Origin of the sequence: Pontibacter indicus, from assembly GCF_900156345.1 — a bacterium.
GTDB lineage: Bacteria > Bacteroidota > Bacteroidia > Cytophagales > Hymenobacteraceae > Pontibacter > Pontibacter indicus.
The window spans coordinates 780,444-801,343 of record NZ_FTPP01000001.1; the positions used below are offsets into that span (position 1 = coordinate 780,444).

Annotated in this window: 14 protein-coding genes; 9 read left to right on the top strand and 5 right to left on the bottom strand. The window is 52.4% G+C overall.

All coding sequences use genetic code 11. The annotated features are described in order from the left end of the window. Window positions 1-134: 134 nt before the first annotated feature. Window positions 135-1,142, bottom strand: a complete 1,008-nt coding sequence (gene egtD / locus B0B12_RS03365) for an L-histidine N(alpha)-methyltransferase (RefSeq protein WP_076666064.1) — start codon at window positions 1,140-1,142, stop codon at window positions 135-137. 1 nt (window position 1,143) lies between these two features. Beyond that, complete coding sequence (gene egtB / locus B0B12_RS03370) at window positions 1,144-2,409, bottom strand: ergothioneine biosynthesis protein EgtB (protein ID WP_076666065.1); 1,266 nt, start codon at window positions 2,407-2,409, stop codon at window positions 1,144-1,146. Window positions 2,410-2,546: 137 nt separating this feature from the next. On the opposite strand from egtB, the gene B0B12_RS03375 reads away from it, so the two are divergent. After that, window positions 2,547-3,620 carry an o-succinylbenzoate synthase gene (locus tag B0B12_RS03375; protein WP_076666066.1) on the top strand — a complete coding sequence of 358 codons (1,074 nt, stop codon included), beginning with the start codon at window positions 2,547-2,549 and terminating at the stop codon, window positions 3,618-3,620. A gap of 90 nt (window positions 3,621-3,710) precedes the next feature. Here the strand turns inward: B0B12_RS03375 and B0B12_RS03380 are convergent, their stop codons facing one another. The 3 genes from B0B12_RS03380 to topA all read right to left on the bottom strand — a co-directional run bounded on the left by B0B12_RS03380 (window position 3,711) and on the right by topA (window position 10,093). After that, the gene (locus tag B0B12_RS03380) at window positions 3,711-6,497 is read right to left on the bottom strand and encodes an outer membrane beta-barrel protein (RefSeq protein ID WP_244554578.1); all 2,787 of its coding nucleotides are present in this window, start codon (window positions 6,495-6,497) and stop codon (window positions 3,711-3,713) included. A 342-nt stretch (window positions 6,498-6,839) separates the two neighbouring features. Continuing rightward, the gene (locus B0B12_RS03385) at window positions 6,840-7,538 is read right to left on the bottom strand and encodes an SIR2 family NAD-dependent protein deacylase (RefSeq protein ID WP_076666067.1); all 699 of its coding nucleotides are present in this window, start codon (window positions 7,536-7,538) and stop codon (window positions 6,840-6,842) included. A gap of 125 nt (window positions 7,539-7,663) precedes the next feature. Then, complete coding sequence (topA, locus tag B0B12_RS03390; protein WP_076666068.1) at window positions 7,664-10,093, bottom strand: type I DNA topoisomerase; 2,430 nt, start codon at window positions 10,091-10,093, stop codon at window positions 7,664-7,666. A 166-nt stretch (window positions 10,094-10,259) separates the two neighbouring features. Here topA and B0B12_RS03395 point away from each other — a divergent pair, with 166 nt between their 5' ends. The 8 genes from B0B12_RS03395 (at window position 10,260) to B0B12_RS03430 (ending at window position 20,770) form a co-directional block, all read left to right on the top strand. Then, window positions 10,260-10,748 (top strand): SixA phosphatase family protein, encoded by a 489-nt coding sequence (locus B0B12_RS03395; protein WP_076666069.1) that lies wholly within the window; start codon window positions 10,260-10,262, stop codon window positions 10,746-10,748. A 98-nt stretch (window positions 10,749-10,846) separates the two neighbouring features. After that, on the top strand, window positions 10,847-11,593 hold the full coding sequence (locus B0B12_RS03400) for a ParA family protein (RefSeq protein WP_076666070.1): 747 nt from the start codon (window positions 10,847-10,849) through the stop codon (window positions 11,591-11,593). 132 nt (window positions 11,594-11,725) lie between these two features. Beyond that, on the top strand, window positions 11,726-16,291 hold the full coding sequence (locus tag B0B12_RS03405; RefSeq protein WP_076666071.1) for a HAMP domain-containing protein: 4,566 nt from the start codon (window positions 11,726-11,728) through the stop codon (window positions 16,289-16,291). Window positions 16,292-16,305: 14 nt separating this feature from the next. Continuing rightward, window positions 16,306-16,905, top strand: coding sequence for a chemotaxis protein CheW (locus B0B12_RS03410; protein WP_076666072.1), 600 nt, complete (start codon window positions 16,306-16,308; stop codon window positions 16,903-16,905). 35 nt (window positions 16,906-16,940) lie between these two features. Then, a complete protein-coding gene (locus tag B0B12_RS03415) occupies window positions 16,941-17,303 on the top strand; it encodes a response regulator (protein ID WP_076666073.1) in 363 nt (120 codons plus the stop codon). 54 nt (window positions 17,304-17,357) lie between these two features. Then, on the top strand, window positions 17,358-18,479 hold the full coding sequence (locus tag B0B12_RS03420) for a chemotaxis protein CheB (RefSeq protein ID WP_076666074.1): 1,122 nt from the start codon (window positions 17,358-17,360) through the stop codon (window positions 18,477-18,479). After that, a complete protein-coding gene (locus B0B12_RS03425) occupies window positions 18,476-20,110 on the top strand; it encodes a chemotaxis protein CheA (protein ID WP_076666075.1) in 1,635 nt (544 codons plus the stop codon). Before B0B12_RS03420 ends, B0B12_RS03425 begins: the two co-directional genes overlap by 4 nt. A gap of 42 nt (window positions 20,111-20,152) precedes the next feature. Further along, entirely contained in the window at window positions 20,153-20,770 is a 618-nt protein-coding gene (locus tag B0B12_RS03430) for a chemotaxis protein CheC (RefSeq protein WP_076666076.1), read from the top strand. Window positions 20,771-20,900: the final 130 nt, after the last annotated feature.

Below are 20,900 nucleotides of genomic sequence, written 5' to 3' on the forward strand. Positions count from 1 at the left end.
AATCAGGTGGCTTTTTTCACACCGCGGAGCTTATTTAAAATTGCTTTTGCCGGGAAGGGAAGCAATAGCAATGCAGCGGTCAGTATTATCTTTTTGGTATCCATATGTGAGAAGGTCGATGTAAATCGGGTAACTTATACTGCCTTAAAAAGCATATCAGCAAAGCCGCCTTTTTCGTCGAGGTAGGACGTGACAAACTCAAAGCCAGCCGTGCGGCCCATGTCCGTGGCTTGCTGCAAAGTATACTTGTGCGAGCTCTCCGTATGGATCGCCTCCCAGGCGGCAAAGGTATAACGCGCCTGCGTAGCCTCCAGGTATACCTCTTGTTCACGCTCACTCACCAGAAAGCTATGCATAACGCCCTCTTGCGGATCGTAAAGCGGAAAGTGGCTAAAAGCATCCAGGTCAAAATTGCCGCCTAGTTCCCGGTTGATGCGCTCCAGCAGGTTGAGGTTAAAGGCCGCCGTGACGCCACTTGCATCGTTGTAGGCAGCCAATATGGTAGCAGGGTCTTTGGTCAGGTCCACTCCGAGTAAAAACAGATCGCCTGGCTGCAGGTGCTGCCTGATCTGGCGAATAAATTTCTGGCCTTCCTGGCGCTCAAAGTTTCCGATGTTGGAACCCAGAAACAGCACGACTTTTCGCTTAGGCAGGTGCTGCCCGAGCCACTGCAGGCCGGTAATGTACTCTGCTACAACTGCCTGTACATATATTTCCGGGTAAGTCTGCTGCAGGTCCCGGCTCAGTTCCCGCATGGCAGCGCCCGAAATATCCAGCGGCACATAATCAAAGTCCTTGCCCTTTTTTGTCAGTTCTCCCAACAGTAGTTTTGTTTTCATGGCATCGCCGGCTCCCAGATCCACCAGGTGAAAGAAACCTCCGGCGGCGAACGCTTCGACCATGGCTGCCCGGTGCTGCTGCAGCAGGCTGTACTCGGCCCGCGTGAGGTAATACTCGGGCAAGGACATGATTTGCTGGAAAAGCCGGCTCCCGTTTGCATCGTAGAAGTAGCGGGAAGATAACTTTTTGGGGCGCTGGCTAAGGCCTTCCGCCACATCTTTGGCAAAAGCAGCCCGGTCCTGGCTGCCATCGGTCTTTTGCGAAAGGTCGATCAAAGTATTGGTCGTTGTCTGTAGAAGCATATTATTGTGCCAGTCGAATTCCGGTGAATTGCCAGCGTTTGTCAGGGTGGAAGAAATTTCGGTAGGTGGTTCGGATGTGGTTTTCAGGCGTGGCGCAGGAACCACCGCGCAGTACCATCTGGTTGATCATGAACTTTCCGTTGTACTCGCCCAGCGCCCCAGCCGCAGTCTTGAAGCCCGGGTAAGGGTGATACGCGCTATAGGTCCATTCCCAGGCATCGCCATAGAGTTGCTGCATACCTTCCGTCTGAGCCGCCCGGCTGGGCTCGTACAAACCAGACTCCTGAAAATTGCCTGCCACGGGCGGGTATACCTGAGAGGCGGCTTCCCACTCAAATTCTGTCAGGAGGCGCTTGCCAGACCATGCGGCATAGGCATGCGCTTCGTAAAAACTGATGTGGCTGACCGGTTTGTACGGGTCCAGCTTTTCCAGGCCGTTCAGGGTAAACTGGTACCATTCGCCGTCCTGCTCCAGCCAATAGAGAGGGGCTTTCAGGTTGGCAGCGCGCACCATGGCCAGTCCCTCGTCCAGCCAGAAGCGAAAATCACTATATCCGCCATCCTGCATAAACTGCAGGTACTCGGCATTCGTCACCAGCCGGTTCATGATGCTGAAGTCGGAAAGCAGCACCTCGTGCACCCCCAGCTCGTTGTCAAAGCAAAAGCCCTCCCCTTGAAAACCAATGCGATAAACGCCGCCCGGCACCTCCAAAAAATCGGCTTTAACAGGAGTTCTTAACGTCACGCCAGGAGCTGTTTTGTTATAGGCTGGTAAAAGCGGGTTGGTGCTGAGAATGTACTTGATGTCGGTCAGGAGCAGTTCCTGGTGTTGCTGTTCGTGCTGCAGACCCAGCTCCAGTACAGGCAAAAGCTCTTCCAACTGCTCTTCTTTTATAGTTTCTAGCAGTTCTTCCATGCGTTCATTCACATGGCGCCGGTAGGCATACACGTCCCGCAGGGGAGGACGGGTGAGGGTGCTTCGCTCTGCCCGCTGCACCCGGTTGCCCACAGAGTTGTAGTAGGAGTTGAACAGAAAGGCATAGCTTGGATGAAACACCTTGTAATTTTTCAGGTATGGCCCCAGCACAAACTGCTCAAAAAACCAGGTGGTGTGTGCCATGTGCCATTTGGGCGGACTCACATCCACCATCGGCTGCACCACGGTGTCTTCGGGCTCCAGCGGCGAGCAGATCTTTTCGGTCTGGGCACGGATCTGGGCAAATCGCTCACGAAGTGTCTGGCTGATGGGGGCTGTAATCGTCGTCATGGAGATACGGTGGTTTGCGAAGCGGTATAAAAGGGCTTAATCGGAGCATTAAAAATGCTGCAACTGTCGTGTTAACTCTTTTTCTACGTACTTTGTTTTCGATAAGCCGATTTTGGAAAGCCTAATTTTACGCCGCTATGTCCTTGAGATTGACCCTTACGCCCCATCAGCTTCAGTTTAAATTCGATGCCCGCACCTCACGCGGAGCCATACGTACGCACCAGGTATACTACCTGCATCTTAGCCATACAGACAATCCGCAAATAATTGGCGTGGGGGAATGCGCACCTCTACCGGGGTTGAGCATCGACGCGCGTCCCGATCTGGAAGCGAAGCTCAGGGAGTTGGCAGACGATGTAGCAGGGCAGCAATTGGAGATCACCGATTTGCAGCTGCTGCTTCAGGCTGATGAGTTACGGGAATGGCCAGCCATCCGCTTTGCCCTCGAAACAGCCTTGCTGGATCTACAGCAGGGTGGAAACAAGGTGCTCTACGCGAATGAATTCAGTCAGGGCAGGGCAGGTATACCAATCAATGGTTTGATCTGGATGGGAGAGAAGGACTTTATGCAGGAGCAGATCCGAAAAAAACTGGCCGAAGGCTATACCTGTCTAAAGCTGAAAATCGGCAGTCTGGACTTTGCCACCGAGCTCGACATCCTGCACCAGATACGGGAAGTGGCCGGACCGGAAGACCTGACCATCCGGGTGGATGCCAACGGTGCTTTTGCGCCTGAGGAAGCTTTCAGAAAATTAGAGCGCCTGGCCAGGTATAGCCTGCACTCCATTGAGCAACCCATCCGGCAGGGGCAGCCCGAGCAGATGCAGCAGCTTTGTGCCTATACCCCGATTCCCATTGCCCTCGACGAGGAACTGATCGGTGTGCAGGCAAATGCGCGGCAAGTGGAGTTGCTTGATTTTGTGAAGCCGAAGTACATCATCCTGAAACCCACGCTGGTTGGGGGGCTACAAGCGAGTACCGACTGGATCAGGATGGCAGAAGAGCGCAGCATTGGCTGGTGGATGACTTCAGCACTAGAGTCCAATATCGGCCTGAACGCCATCAGCCAGTTCACGGCAAATTATCCCATCCGCATGCCGCAGGGCCTCGGTACCGGACAGTTGTACCATAACAACATCGCTTCTCCGTTGCAGATTGACAAGGGCTTGCTTTGGTACAATGGGGCGGATTGGGGCGAACTGCCAGCATAGGTTATACCTATACCTTAAATTACATTACTCACCAAAATAAGAGAGGCCTGCAAAAGTTGCAGGCCTCTCTTATTTTATGAATTAGCCGAATTACATACCAGGGCGACCGCCGCGGTACATACCTGGGCCACGCTGCATGTTTTCCTCAGGTGCAGGGGCGCCTTTATAGCTGCGGATGTTGTACGAGAATGTCAGCATGAAGAAGCGCTTCAACACTGTCGACTGCACGTCTTCCACATAAGATTCCGTGATGTTGCGACGAACGCTCACATTCTGGTTCATCAGGTCGTTTACGCTCAAGCTGATCTCACCCTGCTTGTCTTTGAAGATCTTCTTGCCCAGGCTCATGTTCCAAAGCAGGAAGCTGTTGTCCACGCCGGCCGACAGACCTGAGTTGTACTGGTGGTTCAGTTCTGTACGGTATACCAGGTCTTTCCAGAGGATCCAGTTGTAACGAACATTGGTGTTCTGGTTGAAGAAGTTGTTGTTTTGAGTCGTGCGCAGTGTGTTGGATACGATGTTATAGCTTGAGAAAGAAGATACTGTAAAGTCAATCTTCTCGCTGATGTTGCTGCTAATGTTGAAGCCAGCGCCCAGGTTGGTGTTGTTCGAGTAGTTTGTCAGCCCATCGATCTTACCAGGTATTCTGGAGTAACCCACCGAGCCGTTCAAGTTGAAGTTGGAACTGATGAAGTTAAGCGGCTGTCCGTAGTTGAAGAACGTGCGCACATTGTAGTAACCGTCCATGTTCTCCGGGCGGCTCAGGCGGGCTCCCGGACGGAACTCGTATCCTTCTGCCACACCTTCCGGAGCACCGGTCGTGTACACGCTGTTGGCCACGTAGTCGTTGATCATGGAACCGAACAAACCGATGAAGAACACGCGGTTGGTCTCGGCGTTGAAGTTGCGGTAGCGCATGTTGAAACGGGTCTGGTAGTCCTGGTCCAGGTCGGCGTTACCGATGCGCGCCTGCAATGGGTTAGAGATATCCAGTACTTCCTGCAACTGCTCCACGGACGGCGGGTTGGTGCTGGTTCTGAGGTTCAAGGTCAGGTTCTGCGACTGGGAGAACTTGTACTCATATTCTGCTGATGGCAGGAAATTGTTGAAGCGCCGCTTCATCGGATCCAGGTCAACCGGAAACTGGCTGTCGGTATCGAGGGCGGCAAACTGGTAGCGAGCGTTAAACTGCAATCTGGTTTTGTCGTCACGGTACTGGTAGCTTGGGCCTACGCTCTGCGAGAGGTAATCGCTTTTGAACGAGCTGCTCAGCGGCATGTTGAAGTTAGCGTACTCACCGGCAGTTTCTACATAGTCGTAGGTTCTGCGGTCTGAGTCGCGCATCTGGTTCCCGATGCTGTATTCCAACTGCAGGCGTGATTTCTCACCCAGGCGCTGGGAGTAGTTGGTGCTTCCTGACCAGCTGAAGTTCTTGCGATCCAGGCGGATGAACTGATCACGCAATACATTGTTGTCCGGGTTCTCAAAATTCTGCGTCTGCTCGTACTGGAAGCCATCACCCTCCACGTTGTTGATGCTGGTGTTAAAGTTAGTGGTCAGGATACGACCTGAGTCACCGAAGCGCTTCGAGTAGAGGATGTTGTTGTTGAAGTTAAAAGTAGTGTTGTCAGAAGTGGCGCGGTTCAGGGACTCTGACAGCGTGCCGTTCAGGTCAAAGGTACGGGCGTCTCTTGACGTGAAGCTTTCATCATTCTGCAAACGCAGGCTCGGTGTTACGAGCAGGCGGTTGTTGGCGTTGATGTTATACTGCAAACGCATGTTCAGGCGGTGCCCATCCTCGCGGTCTCTGTTGGTTGAATTCTCGGTGTACTGCAGGCCGGCCTCGTCTGATACGAAGTCGCGGAAGCGGTATTGGTCGTTCACGATGTCGCGGTTGGTGTAGTTGTAGTTGGCGCTCACGTCCATCTTCTTACCCCATTTGTCCTGGTAGTTGATGCCGAAGTTGTTTGTGTTGATGATGCCGGTAGGGGAGCCACCGCCCCAGCCGCCTCTACGGCCACGCATGCCACCGCCCGGTGTTTCACCGATCGAGAAATCGAACATGTTGATGTTGTTGGTCAGGCCCGTCACCGTAATGCGGCGGTCGTTGTTGAAGTAGTTGATAGCCGCGCCCGCCATGTAGCGCTCGTCCGTGCCATAACCTGCCGAGATCTTGCCGGTATAGCCCTGGCGACGGTCTTTGCGGGTAATGAAGTTGATCGTTTTCAGGCGGTTGCCGTCTTCAAAGCCACTGAAGGCAGCCTGGTCGCTCTGCGCGTCAAACACCTGCACGCTTTCTATCATGTCAGACGAAATGTTGCGCATGGCAGAGGTTACGTCTTCGCCGGTATAGCGCTTGCCGTCAATCATAACCTGGCGCACTTCTTCGCCTTGCGCCTGGATGCGGCCATCCTGTACCTGCACGCCCGGCATTTTGGTTACCAGGTCCTCTGCACTGGCATCAGGAGCAGTTTTAAAGGCCTTGGCATTCAGTTGTGTCGTGTCGCCTTTTTGTTCACCAAGCGGTGCACGTCCAATGATCTGCACTTCGCTCAAACGGGTGTTTTGTTCCTGCATGGTCAGCACGCCCAAGTTAACAGGCGCTTGCGCCACCTGCACAGGTCTGGTCAGCAGATCATGGCCTAGGTAGCGAACTTCCAGGGTATAATTTCCGGAAGGTACCCGCTCAAAACGGAAAGCGCCCTGCACGTCGGTCGTAGTCGTCAGGATCGACTCGCTGGCGGCGCGTTTCATCACCACGCTGGCCCCCGGCAAGCCACTTTTGTCTGAAGCGCTCTGAACCGTTCCGGATACTGTTTGTGCGTAAACTTGTGAAAAGCCGATCAGCATGATCAGCAGAGAGAATAACTTTCTCATTCTAAATGTGTGTAGTAGTAGTGGACTTTAAAGTATAGCTTAACTAGGGTATTACTCTTACATGGAGACTGAGGGAGTCCCATTATCTGAAAAGCTTAGAGCGAGGGTAGCCGTGAAGGTTTAACCACCCTTTAAAAATATTTTCAGGGAATATTCCGATTAGAGCGCTGGAGGTTGAATTCGTGGGAGTTCTTGCGTGGAGACTATGCTTCGATAGTTTGCCTTTAGTAGGAAGTGTAAAACGACAGGGAGCCTATACCTGCTTTGTGCCTAAAGTCTGAGCAGCAGGTATAGGTATAGGTATAGGTATAGGTATAGGTATAGGTATAGCGGTTGGGAGCCCTACAGATATTTCTCTCGTAACAGCGCCTTCACCTTTTCCATACCTGTGCTGGCCTTTTCTTCGAAGAGGTGTAGATGAGGGCGCGGCCGCACATAGGGAAGGCTAGGGTCCACGACCAGGATGGGTGCTTCGTCAGGAACCAGGTCCACCAAACCGGCAGCCGGGTATACGACCAGAGAAGTCCCCACCACCAGAAAGATATCGGCCTGTGTGGTTTCCTCCATTGCCTGTTCCATCATGGGCACGGGCTCGCCGAACCACACAATGTTGGGCCGGAGTTGAGAACCTCGCTCGCATTTGTCGCCCAGATTCAGCTGCCATCCCGCTATCGGGTAAATCAATTTCGGGTCAAGGGTACTGCGGCTTTCGAACAATTTTCCGTGCAGGTGAATGACATTGGTTGAGCCCGCCCGCTCGTGCAGGTCGTCCACATTCTGGGTAACGATCCGGACGTCAAAGTCCTGTTCCAACTCAGCCAGAATTTTATGACCAGCATTTGGCTGCACGCTGTGCGCGTTTTTGCGGCGTTGGTTGTAGAAGTCCAGCACCAGTTCCGGGTTTTTGCGCCACCCCTGCGGCGAGGCCACCTCCATCACATCGTGCCCTTCCCAAAGACCATTCGCGTCACGGAAGGTAGCGATGCCACTTTCTGCGCTTATACCTGCCCCGGAGAGCACCACGAGTTTTTTCTTTGCCATACCTTATTTTTTGAATTACTACTGTCTTTTTACTGAAGCCATAGGTGCAGGGTTAAAGCTATACCTATACCTGCAGAAACAGAAAAGCCGCTTCAGGTATAAGCGGCTTTTCTGATCAATTGCTGTTAAGGTTTTTTAGGAGTAGCCTTCTTAGCCGCCGGTTTTTTGGTAGCGGCTTTCTTCGCTGCAGGCTTTTTAGCCGCTGGTTTTTTCTCGGCTGTGGCGGGCTCGGCTTTTTTCTTGAATCCGCCGCGGCCTTTCTTTTCCGGGGTCTGCTCGGCCAGGTCCAGGCATTCCTGCAAGGTCAGGTCAGCAGGTTCTTTTCCTTTCGGGATCTTCACGTTCTTTTTGCCCACTACAATGTAAGGACCATACCTGCCATTAAGCACCTGTACCTCTGGGTTCTCCGGGAACGATTTGATCAGTTTCTCCGCATCTGCCTTGCGTTTGGCTTCGATCAGGGCAATTGACTCTTCGGCTGTTACCGTCATCGGGTCCATCGTTTTAGGCAGCGAGTAAAATTTGCTGGCGTGACTGATGTAAGGACCAAAGCGGCCTATGGCAGCCTTCATTTCCTTTTCTTCAAACACTCCCACAATGCGCGGCAGTTTAAACAAATCCAATGCATCGTCCAGCGTCAGGCTCTCGATGAACTGGCCTTTGCGCAGGCTGGCGTATACCGGTTTCTCACCGGTGTCCGGATTCTCCTCACCCAACTGCACGTAAGGACCGAAACGCCCTAATTTGGCCAGAATCTTCTGACCGGACACAGGATCAATACCTACCTCACGTGCACCAGACACATCGGCGCGGTTGATGTTCTCGCTGTTTTCGATACGGGCGTGGAATTTCTCATAAAACTTCTCCAGCATCTGTTCCCATTCCTGCTGACCTTGCGCAATCTCGTCAAACTCAGCTTCTACGCGGGCCGTGAACGAGTAATCGATCACGTTCGGGAAGTGCTCTACCAGGAAGTCGTTCACCACCATGGCCATGTCCGTCGGGAAGAGTTTGTTTTTCTCCGCGCCTGTAATTTCGGTTTTGGTCTGAGCGCTGATCTGGTCATTTTTCAAGGTCAGCACGTTGAACTTACGCTCTTTGCCCTCGCGGCTGTCCTTCTCCACATAGCCGCGTTTCTGAACCGTGGAGATGGTAGGGGCGTAGGTAGACGGTCGGCCGATACCCATTTCCTCCAGTTTCTTCACCAGGCTCGCCTCAGTATACCTTGGAGCCGGACGGGAGTAGCGCTGAGTTGCCTGCATCTGGCGCAACCCGAGTGCCTGGCCAATGCTCAGCGGAGGCAGCATACCTTTCACATCCTCGTCTCCGCCTTCCTCGTCGTCTTTTGACTCGATGTATACCTTCAGGAAACCTTCGAACTTAATCACCTCGCCGGTGGCTACCAGCTTGTCCGGCAGCGTGGAAATGTCGATGGTTGCGGTTGTCTTCTCGATTTCGGCGTCTGCCATTTGTGAGGCGATGGCACGCTTCCAGATCAGCTCGTACAGGCGCTGCTCGTTGCGGTCGCTGCTGGCGTTCAGTTGCGAGAAATCCGTCGGACGGATGGCTTCGTGTGCTTCCTGCGCACCCGATGACTTGGTTTTGAAACGACGCGTCTTCACAAATTTCTCTCCGAAAGAGTTGCGAATCGCATTGGAGGCACCCTGTATCGCTTCGTCAGACAGGTTCAGGGAGTCTGTACGCATGTAGGAGATCTTACCGGCCTCGTACAGGCGCTGGGCCACCGTCATGGTCTGGGCTACAGAGAAATACAGCTTGCGGCTGGCTTCCTGCTGAAGGGTAGAGGTCGTGAAAGGAGGGGCCGGGCTGCGCTTAAGCGGCTTGGTCTCGAGGTTGCCAATGGTATAGCTTGCTCCGATGCAGCGCTGCAGGAAAGCCTGCGCCTCTTCTTCGGTCTTGAATTTAGTGGGCAATTCGGCATCTAAGGTCTTACCCTGCACATCAAACTGGGCAGTGATCCGGAAAGTAGGCTCGGCATTGAATTTCTCAATCTCGCGCTCGCGCTCCACCACCAGGCGCACCGCCACCGACTGCACACGACCGGCCGAAAGACCGGTTTTGATCTTCTTCCAGAGCACAGGCGACAACTCGAAACCTACCAGGCGGTCCAGCACACGGCGGGCCTGCTGTGCATTCACCAGGTCCATGTCGATGCCGCGCGGTGAGCTGATGGCGTTGAGAATGGCGTTTTTGGTGATCTCCCGGAAAACGATGCGGCGTGTTTTGGCTTCGTTCAGGTTCAGGGCCTCGGTCAGGTGCCACGAAATGGCTTCTCCCTCGCGGTCGTCGTCCGATGCGAGCCAAACGGTTTCAGCTTCCTTTGCCAGTTTTTTTAATTGCGAAACGACATCTTTTTTATCGCTCGATATTACGTAAGTCGGTTTAAACTTATTTTTGATATCGATGGCGTTGTTGTCCTTAGGCAGGTCCCGCACATGGCCGAAACTCGATTTCACCACAAAATCTTTTCCCAGATATCCTTCAATCGTTTTGGCCTTGGCCGGTGACTCGACTATGACTAAATTTTTTATCATCCTTTATAATTAGGGGCAATTCCTCAGAAATTTGCCCAAAGTTCAAATTTTTTTTCAAACATATACAACCTGAAATTGATAACATAGGTTTAACATGCCAACATTGTTTTGGTGAACAGCCTGTTTTATTAGCTTAACACACTATACGGACCACTTTTGTAATTCTATGCAACGACTGTTAGTCATTTGCCGCCACGCCGAGCCAAATGATCCTTTCCCACTCCAGCCTGACTTTGAACGCGAACTCACGAAAAACGGGCATCATCAGGCGCGTATTACCGGGAAATGGCTCCGCGATACATTTCAGAAGGTAGATGCTATTCTAAGCAGCCCTGCCCCCAGAGCCGGCCTCACGGCTAGGCTGCTGGCCGAAAAACTTTATTTTGATGAAGAGCAGATCGTCTACGAACCCGATTTCTACAATGCGCGGGAAAATGTGCTTCTCAATGTGCTGGCTAATCTGCCCGACCACGTGACGCGGGTGCTGCTGGTGGGCCACAACCCTGGTATAACCAGTCTGGCACGTTCGCTTACGGGTGTGCACCTGGGCTACCTGGAGCCCGCAGGGGCCTATGCCATCAAGCTAGACCTGGACACTTGGCAGGATTTACACCTTAAAAGCGGAAAGTTGGAAAAAGAGTTTACACAACCTTAATGCCGTAAAACGCCCTGCAGAAAATATTTGTCATTTTTTTTTGATAGCTTTAGAAACTCTTATCTTTTCGCACCTTTACCTGATCATCAGAAAGCTGGATGAAAACCAAAATAGTAGCCGTTATTAACCAAAAAGGCGGCACAGGCAAAACCACCACCACCATCAACCTGGGCAGCGCCCTGAGCAAACTGGGGCATAAGGTCCTGCTGGTAGACCTCGATCCGCAGAGTAATTTATCCTATAGCCTCGCCGTCTCCTCGCCGGATCATACGCTGGCCGAAGCTTTTTTAGGGACATATGCCTTTAAAGATATTCTTGTCGAAAAAGACGGTCTGTGGGTCGCGCCAGGCTCCAATGAACTAGTGGACGTGGAGATCTCATTGGTGGCGCAGCCAGACCGGGAGCAGTTCCTGAAAACCATGCTGCAGCAGGCCAAAGGCTTTGATTATGTGCTGATTGACTGTCCTCCTTCACTTTCAGTACTAACCCTTAATGCGCTGACTGCGGCCCACGAAGTACTTATACCTTTGCAAATGGAAGTGCTCACCCTGCAGGGCCTGGACCAGATCATGCAAACGATCCAAAAAGTAAAAAAAGCGTTTAACCCGAAACTTAAAATTAAAGGCATCGTAGTGGTCATGTTTGATATGCGTCGCAAGCTGAGCCAGGAAGTACTCGCATACCTGCATGAGAACGTCAAAGAGAGGATTTTCAAGAGTCAGATCAGACTGAATGTGAAGCTGGCCGAAGCGCCCTCGTTCGGACAAAGCGTGCTTGATTATGACAGCACCTCGAACGGAGCGAAGGATTACGCAGCACTCGCCGCCGAATTCAGTCAGGTATAGCCGGTGTTTTTAAAAAGTCGCTATTTTTAAGTAAATTGCAATAACATTCCCTTTGTACTGTTCAGCCGGTCAGCTTTAACTGATGCTGACGAAGGGCCGAACAGATAACAAACCCTATACAACCCTAAACATATGGCCTTAGGTAAAAATTTGAAGCTGAGCAAAGACAAGCTCATTAGTGACGTAGAAACCAGCCAACCAGAAAAGACAACTCCGCCGCGCGCAAAAGCGAAACAGCAGGCGCCTGCTGCCACTACTTCCGTGGCAGAGAAAGCGGAAGCGTCTCCCTTGAAACAGGAAAGCGCCATTGCTACTCCTCCGGTCTCCCGGGCTGAAGCTCCTGATGCTGCCGCCAAGAAGGAGGCAGGCAATGGAACACTTGCTGTGAAAAGTGCGCCCAACGGAAAGCAAAGCCGCAAGCAGGTGCTGCCTTCCAGCCCGGAGTACATCAGCGAGCAGCTAAACAAGGTGTTGTATGCCCTCGATGCCTTTAAAAAAGGCGACATCTCAGTTCGTCTGACAAAACAAAACGATGACATCTTCGCGGAGATCGCCGAAGCCTACAACTCGATGGTGGAAATGATCGGTGGTGTAGGTGGGGAGGTGTCCCGTATCTCGAAAGTGGCCGGTGTGGAGGGTAACCTGAAAGCCCGTGCCTCGGCCGAGAACGCTTCCGGTTTCTGGAAGGACATGATCAATAACATCAACGGTCTGGTAGATTCGATCGCGGTTCCGGTACTGGAAGTAGGCAAGGTACTAAAGAACATCTCCCGCGGTAACCTGGATGAGACATTCCAGATTCCAGTGTCCGGTGACTTCAAGGTCATGGCCGAAACCATCAACCGCACAATCGATAACCTGAACCTGTTTGCTGGTGAGGTAACGCGTGTGGCACTCGAGGTGGGTACAGAGGGTAAGCTGGGTGGCCAGGCATCAGTACCAAACGTGGCCGGTGTTTGGAAAGACCTGACTGATAATGTGAATACGATGGCCAGCAACCTGACCTCACAAATGCGCGACATCTCGAATGTGGCGACGGCGGTGGCGAAAGGTAACCTGGCCCAGAAAATATCCGTGGATGTGCGCGGTGAGTTTGCCCAGCTGAAGGACAACATGAACCAGATGGTGGACTCGCTCAATATCTTCGCTGACGAAGTAACCCGTGTGGCCCGTGAGGTAGGTACCGAAGGTCGCCTCGGTGGCCAGGCCAAAGTGCCGAACGTAGGCGGTGTTTGGAAGGACCTAACCGATAACGTGAACACGATGGCCAGCAACCTGACCTCTCAGATGCGCGACATTGCGAACGTATCGACAGCGGTGGCGAAAGGCGACCTGACGCAGAAAATCACGGTAAACGTGCGCGGTGAAATGGCCGAGCTGAAAGATATCATCAACCAGATGGTGGACTCGCTCAACATCTTCGCAGGTGAGGTAACAAGGGTTGCCCGTGAGGTGGGAACAGAAGGTAAACTAGGCGGACAGGCTGCGGTGCCAAATGTAGAAGGAACCTGGAAAGAACTGACCGACAACGTGAACCTGATGGCCGGTAACCTGACCCTACAGGTACGTGACATTGCTGAAGTAGCCACCGCAGTGGCGAAAGGCGACCTGACTCAGAAAGTGTCAGTGGACGTGAAAGGGGAGCTGGGTGACTTGAAAGACATCCTGAACGAAATGGTGGACCGACTGAATGTGTTTGGCGCGGAAGTAACCCGTGTGGCACGTGAGGTAGGAACAGAAGGTATACTGGGTGGTCAGGCCAACGTGCCAAACGTAGCCGGCATCTGGAAGGAGCTCACCGACAATGTGAACTACATGGCCTCCAACCTGACCCTGCAAGTGCGTGACATTGCGAATGTTGCGACAGCGGTGGCGAAAGGTGATTTGAGCCAGAAGATCACGGTGAATGTAAAAGGCGAGCTCGCTGACCTGAAGGAGAACCTGAACCAGATGGTGGACTCCCTCAACATCTTCGCTGACGAAGTAACAAGGGTGGCCCGCGAAGTGGGTACGGAAGGTCGTCTTGGCGGCCAGGCATCGGTGCCAAATGTAGGCGGTGTTTGGAAGGACCTGACCGACAACGTGAACACCATGGCCTCTAACCTGACCCTGCAGGTACGCGACATTGCCAATGTAGCAACCGCGGTGGCGAAAGGTGATCTGGCGCAGAAAGTGTCTGTAGATGTGAAAGGTGAGCTGGGTGAGTTGAAGGAAAACATCAACCGCATGGTGGACTCCCTGAACATCTTTGCCGGTGAGGTAACCCGTGTGGCGCTTGAAGTGGGTACCGAGGGTAAACTGGGCGGGCAGGCGACTGTACCGAATGTTGGCGGTGTTTGGAAAGACCTGACTGACAATGTAAACACCATGGCCTCTAACCTGACTACGCAGGTACGAGGTATAGCCAAAGTAGCCACTGCTGTGGCGAAGGGTGACCTGAGCCAGAAGATCACGGTAGAGGCCCGTGGAGAACTCCTTGACTTGAAAGAGAACCTGAACCAAATGGTGGATTCTCTAAACATATTCGGTGACGAAGTAACCCGCGTTGCCCGCGAAGTGGGTACCGAAGGGAAACTGGGCGGACAGGCCAACGTGCCGAACGTAGCCGGTACCTGGAAGGATCTAACGGACAACGTAAACTACATGGCTTCTAACCTGACCTCTCAGGTACGTGATATCGCCAAGGTAGCGACTGCGGTGGCGAAAGGCGACCTGAGCCAAAAAATTACGGTGGAAGCTCGCGGCGAGATCTTAGACCTGAAGGAGAACCTGAACCAGATGGTGGACTCCCTCAACATCTTCGCTGACGAAGTAACGAGAGTGGCCCGCGAAGTGGGTACGGAAGGACGCCTCGGCGGCCAGGCCAACGTGCCGAAAGTACGCGGTACCTGGAAGGAACTCACTGACAACGTGAACACCATGGCCTCCAACCTGACGCTGCAGGTACGCGACATCGCCAAAGTAGCCACTGCCGTAGCGAAAGGCGACCTGACACAGAAAGTGTCTGTGGATGTGAAAGGTGAGCTGAACGAGTTGAAGGAAAACATGAACCGCATGGTGGACTCACTCAACGTATTTGCCGGTGAGGTAACACGTGTGGCGCTTGAAGTGGGTACCGAGGGTAAACTGGGTGGCCAAGCCAACGTGCCGAACGTAGGCGGCACCTGGAAAGACCTGACTGACAATGTAAACACCATGGCCTCTAACCTGACAACCCAGGTGCGAGGTATAGTACGCGTAGTAACAGCCGTATCAAAAGGTGACCTGACGCAGAAACTGACCCTCGAAGCAAGAGGAGAGGTGGCCGAGCTGGCCGACACGATCAACACCATGGTGGTGGACCTGAACCGCCTGGCGGGTGAGGTTAGCCGTGTGGCAAGAGTAGCGGGTGTGGAAGGAAAACTGACTGAGCGTGCCACTCTGCAAGGTGTAGGCGGCAGCTGGAAAGAACTGGTGGATACCCTGAACGACTTGCTCGAGTCCATCGTGACGCCGGTACTGGAAGTATCACGCGTGGTGCGTGCCATCTCAGAAGGTGACCTGACCCAGAAAGTAGAAGCCCATACCGCAGGAGACATCCTGGACATGGCCAATGCCCTGAACCTGGCAGTTGACAACCTGAACGCTCTGTTGGGTGAGATCAACGACTCATCGCTGGTAGTGGGAAGCTCCTCCGAAGAAATGGCTGACAAAGGTCTCGAAATGAACCGCGTAACGCTCGATGTGGCACTTGCCATGCAGCAAATGGCGGAAGGTGCCCAGAATCAGGCCCTCAAGACAGACCAGGCCTTCAAGCTGATCGAAGAGATCATGAAAACGACGAAGGACACGGCAGCCCGTGCGGAAGTAGTGAACAAATCCGCTACCCTGGGTGAGGAAACTTCGCAATTGGGTCTTAAAACAGTGGCGGAAGTGGTGAAGAACATGGAAGAAATCTCCAGTTCAGCCTCCCTGACCTCTAAAACGATTGAGGTACTCAGCGCCCGTTCGCAGGAGATCTCCAAGTCTCTTGGTGTGATCACCGACATTGCCGCGCAGACCAACCTCCTTGCCCTGAACGCAGCCATTGAGGCGGCCCGTGCCGGCGAAGCAGGACGTGGTTTCGCGGTAGTAGCCGAAGAGATCCGCAAACTGGCCGAAGGATCACGCAAGTCTGCAAACGAGATCAACACATTGGTAGAAGACGTGAAAAAAGACACGGCCTCTGCCGCGATGGCGATCTCGACCATGGAAGGCCGCGTGTTAAAAGGAAAGAATGCCACCTTCGAGGCATCCGGTGCCTTCAAAAACATTGCAGCATCCAGTGGTGAGACGCTCCGTTCAGCCCAGGATATCCTGACAGCCACGGAAGTGCAGAAATCATCGATCGGTGACGTAGTGAAGTATGTGGAGGAAGTGGTGGCCATTGCCGAGCAAACGGCATCCGGTACACAGCAGGTAGCGAGTACAGCCAAACAGCTGTCTACTTCGATGCAGGAACTTACTTCATCTTCTCAGAACCTGAACGACATCGCGGCTGATCTGCAGATCAGTATATCCGCCTTCAAACTGGTGGACGGTAACCTGGTGTTCAACCACAGCCCGAACAACCGTCGCCTGGCTTCCATGCCAGCCAAACCCAAGCAGAAACAATTGACTGGCAATGCGCGTCTAAGCTCGGTTGGCTCCAGAAACAGAAACGGCGAGGACAATAACTAAACCGTTGCGGACCGATGAAAGAGAAGACAAATAAGAAAGAGGGGACCGATGCAGCTGAGGCAACCGTATCCGGACCAGATAAGGCAGCTGAGACTGCCCTAGCTTCCGCTAAAGAGGGTCAGGCCTCACCGGAGGCCGCTAAGGAGGAGATGATCCATCTGATCGTTTTTAAGCTGGGCGCGGAGGAATACGGCATCAAGATAGACCAGGTGAAAGAGGTGACGGTTACACCAAGTGTGACCCGAATGCCTCGAACACCCGACTTTATCAAAGGTGTAGCCAACATCCGGGGCGACATTATCGCCATCATGAACCTGGAGGAGCGTTTTGGTATACGATCCGTTCCATTGGCTAATGACGTGAACCCGCACATTACTTACACCCTGGTGATAGAAGCCAAGGAATACAGTATCGGTGTGATTGTGCGCGAAGTGCCCCAGTCCCTGAATCTTTCCATGACCAAGATCGACAAGACGCCCTCGTTCCTGCAGGACATCAATATCCACGAAAACTACATCGAGGGTATTGCCAAGGTAAACAACCGTCTGATTATTGTACTGGATATGTACAAAATCCTGACCCAGGACGAGATAAGGGAGTTGAAAAGTAACTAAAGCAATTCATTCAAATTGAAGCTATACTTTAAAGTATGAAAAGAATACTGATTGTAGATGACTCCTTCTACATGCGCACCATGCTCAAAAACATGCTAACAGATGCAGGTTACGAGATAGTTGGAGAGGCGCCGAACGGACAGACAGCGCTGGAACTGGCAAAAGAAACCAATCCGGACCTGATCACCCTTGATGTGATCTTACCAGACAACACGGGGCTTGATGTGCTGAAGGGCATTAAGGCGGAGCAGCCGGATATGAAGATCGTGATTGTTAGCGCTGTAGGCCAGGAAGTGATTGTGAATGAAGCGCTTGAAAATGGGGCTCTTTCATATATTGTGAAGCCTTTCTCTGAAGAGAAGGTGCTGGAAGTGGTGAAGAAAGCCCTGGAAGAATAGCTATATTCTGGCTGTAGGAGTACTCATTGTTGGCAATAGGAAAGGAGACGTACTTTGAAAGGACAGAATAGTAAGCTTAAGGTGCTTATTGCGGACGGATCAAGTCATGCACGCCTGGTGCTCGAAAGCATCCTCAGCTGCTCACCTGATCTGGAAGTGGTAGGCCTGGCATCGGGCCAAACGCAAGTGCTCGAAACGTTGCGCCACCGAAAAGCGGACGTTATACTTGCTTCGGCTGATCTTCGGAAGAACGAGCATTTATTGGTCTTCAAGCAAATCTTCATCGAATGCCCGACACCGATCGTGATGCTGGTTGAAAGAGAGCAGCTTAGTCTTGAACTTTTGAAAGAGGCCATCGATCTGGGCGTATACGGGGTGATTTTAAAACCGGGTTCTGGAACAAGGCCCGCCTATAGAACCAAGGCAGAGGAGATTTGCCGGAAAGTGATGGCGGTGCGGGAAACAGAATACTGGGATCCTGTAAAGCGCCTAAGCTTGCTGGGTGAAGAAATACAGATTTTGCCACAGGCGGAGCATAAGAAGACCCGGAATGCGACGGCAGACACTATCATCGTCATGGGGGCGTCAACAGGCGGAACACAGGCGGCGGAGCAGATTATCCGGCAATTGGATCCGAAACTGAAGGCTTCTGTTTTAGTAGCCATTCACTTGCCGCCGAAGTTTACGCACAGTTACGCGCGCAGACTCAAGGGGATGACAGACCTGACAGTGATTGAAGGCCGTACCGGCTTGATACCAAAACCCGGCCATGTGATCATAGCCCCTGGAGGTAGAAATATGGTGGTACACAAAGTGATGGGAAATGCCGCTAACCTCAAGATCGGCTTTAGTGATGACGACACCGGGCACGATCTGCCGTCAGTTGATCAGCTGATGATGACAGTGGCAGAAAGTGGCGTAAAGCGTGTGATCGGTGTGATACTGACTGGTATGGGTAAAGACGGCACAGCAGGCGTCCGCGCCATATCGCAGCGCAAAAGAGGGCACGTCATCGCACAGGACGAGGCTTCGTCGGCCATTTTCGGGATGGCCAAATCAGCCATAGAGAGTGGCAATACCGACATCGTGCTGCCTTTGGCAGAAATAGCCCCATACCTGAACTGGTATGTGGCAGCAGAACAGCAGCAAGTCAGTACGACTGACGTGAATTCATGAAATCGAGAGAGCAGGAGTATAAAGAGATATTTATAGCAGAAGCGCTGGAGTATTTTGATGCCCTAAACAGGCTCATCAGCGAACTGGAAAAAAAGCCGCAGGACGATCAGGTGCTGGCGGAGATATTCCGTATGCTGCATAACCTGAAGGCGAATGCGAAAGCAATCGGCTATCTCCAGATCTCCGATGTATCGCACAAACTCGAAACCGCGTTTGGCCTGATCCGCAACAAAGAGCTGAGCTTCAGTGACGAAGTGGTGGGCGTGCTCTTTGATGGCATCGACCTGCTCGGTGAGCTGATCAAGAGCATCGACAGCGAGCAGCAGGTTGAGATCGATCCGGTCCTGATCCGCAACCTCGATATCATCGTGGACAGCCTTTCGGACAGTACCGTGGAACTGGCCAAGGTGCAGAAATTCAGCACCTCCCGCAACCTCACGCTTTCCGACCTGATCTACATCCAGGTGAAGAAGCTGGACCACCTCATGAACCTGGTGGGCGAGCTCATCATTGACCGGGACCGTATTCTTTCGCTTAGCCGCGAACTCGACAACGATGAGCTAAAGATGGTGAGTTCGCATCTGTACCGCATTACAGAGGATCTGCAGTACAGTGTGATGGACGCGCGCCTGGTAAGCATCGGAACGCTGTTCAACAAATTCCCGCGGGTAGTGCGTGATATCTCTAGTGCGGAGAAAAAGGAAGTCAACCTGGAGCTGAGTGGTCAAGATATTCAGATTGACCGCAATATTCTGCAGATCATGACGGACTCGTTGTTGCACCTGGTGCGTAATGCGATCACGCACGGCATCGAGAAGCCGGAGTTGCGCGCAAAGGCTGGTAAACCGAAAGCCGGCTCGTTGCAGCTGTCGGCCCGCAGCGACCGCGAAAGCGTGATCATCACCCTGACAGACGACGGCAAAGGGATAGATGTCGCCAAAGTGAAAAAGGCTGCTGTTGAACGCCATCTGGTAGCGGCAGATGTAGCGGACAGTCTTCCGGACTCAGAAGTATACTCTTTCCTGTTTGAGCCCGGCTTTTCGCTGGCCAAGGAGGTAACTGAATTTTCTGGTCGCGGAGTCGGGCTGGATGTCGTAAAAAATGCGATTGACTCCATTGGGGGCCGCATACGTATAGAGTCAGAAAAAGGAAAAGGCACCTCTTTTATCCTGCAATTGCCGACTTCGATTGCGGTAAAAGGAGCCCTGTTATTCGAAATAGACAGTATTTTTTATGCCATCCCGTTGATCCACACCGACTCTGTGGTGGCGCTCGACAAAGACGAACTCCACGAAGTGGGAGAGGTGCTGGTCGCTGACATCAAAGGAGAAACAGTGACGGTCGTATACCTGGACGAGCTCCTGAACATGGAAGAAAGCCAGATGCGCCTGGGAGACAAAACAAGATTGAAGGGGCAGGTACAGAACATCATTATTGTTTCGTACAACAACCGCAAGCTCGGGCTGATTGTAGACAAGCTTTACCGGCAGCAGGACATTGTGGTAAAACCCCTGAGCAAACCGCTGGATAGCATTGATTTGTATGGCGGGGTTACGCTGCTAGGCACCGGCAAGGTATGCCTGGTGCTGGACGTGCCTGCCATCACGAAGTACTTTGTGAACAAAAGATGAGGAACAGAGGCGATGGATTACGGAAATTATAACACGATTGACATGATGGATACACATGTAACCGAGTTGGAAAAGGATATTATCAAAGAAATCCTGAACATAGGACTGGCTCGTGCCGCCGATTCTTTTGCCACCATTGCCAAAGATAAGGTGATGCTCAAGGTGCCCGATGTGCAGCTGATAGAGGTGAAAGAGCTTATTTCGATCATCTCCAAGTATGAAGACTCACACTATATCATTCAGTCCGATATAAAAGGTGACTTCAACGGCGCCACGCTAATGCTTTTCTCCGATGAGCACATCAACCTGCTCTCCAACGTTTGCCTGAGTATGCTTAACGTGCAGAAGGGCGAACTGAATGTGATGCAGGAGTCTCTGCTGCTCGAGATCAGCAACATCATCACCGGCGCGCTGGTTACGCAATTGGCCAATATCCTGAAAAGCAACATCTACGGTTCGCCACCAAAAGCGCCGAAAAGCCACATCGCCAACTCACTGAAGGACATACTGGTTCAGCACCCGCTTTTCCAACCCCTCGTGTTCACCGTTATCACCAAGTTTCAGCACAATTCAAAAGACGTCGAGCTGCCGCTGCTGCTGTTCTTCGACACGAGCACCTTGATTAAAATGCTCGACATCATCAGAACCTTCAAGGTATAAACTGACTTTCTTATACCTGTATCCAAATATTTCAATTAAATAAATCGACGAGCTATACCTGCCTGGTCAGTACCAGCAGGTATAGCTCGTCTGCTTTTTAAGCGATTTGAACTTGAATCGTGTCCATACA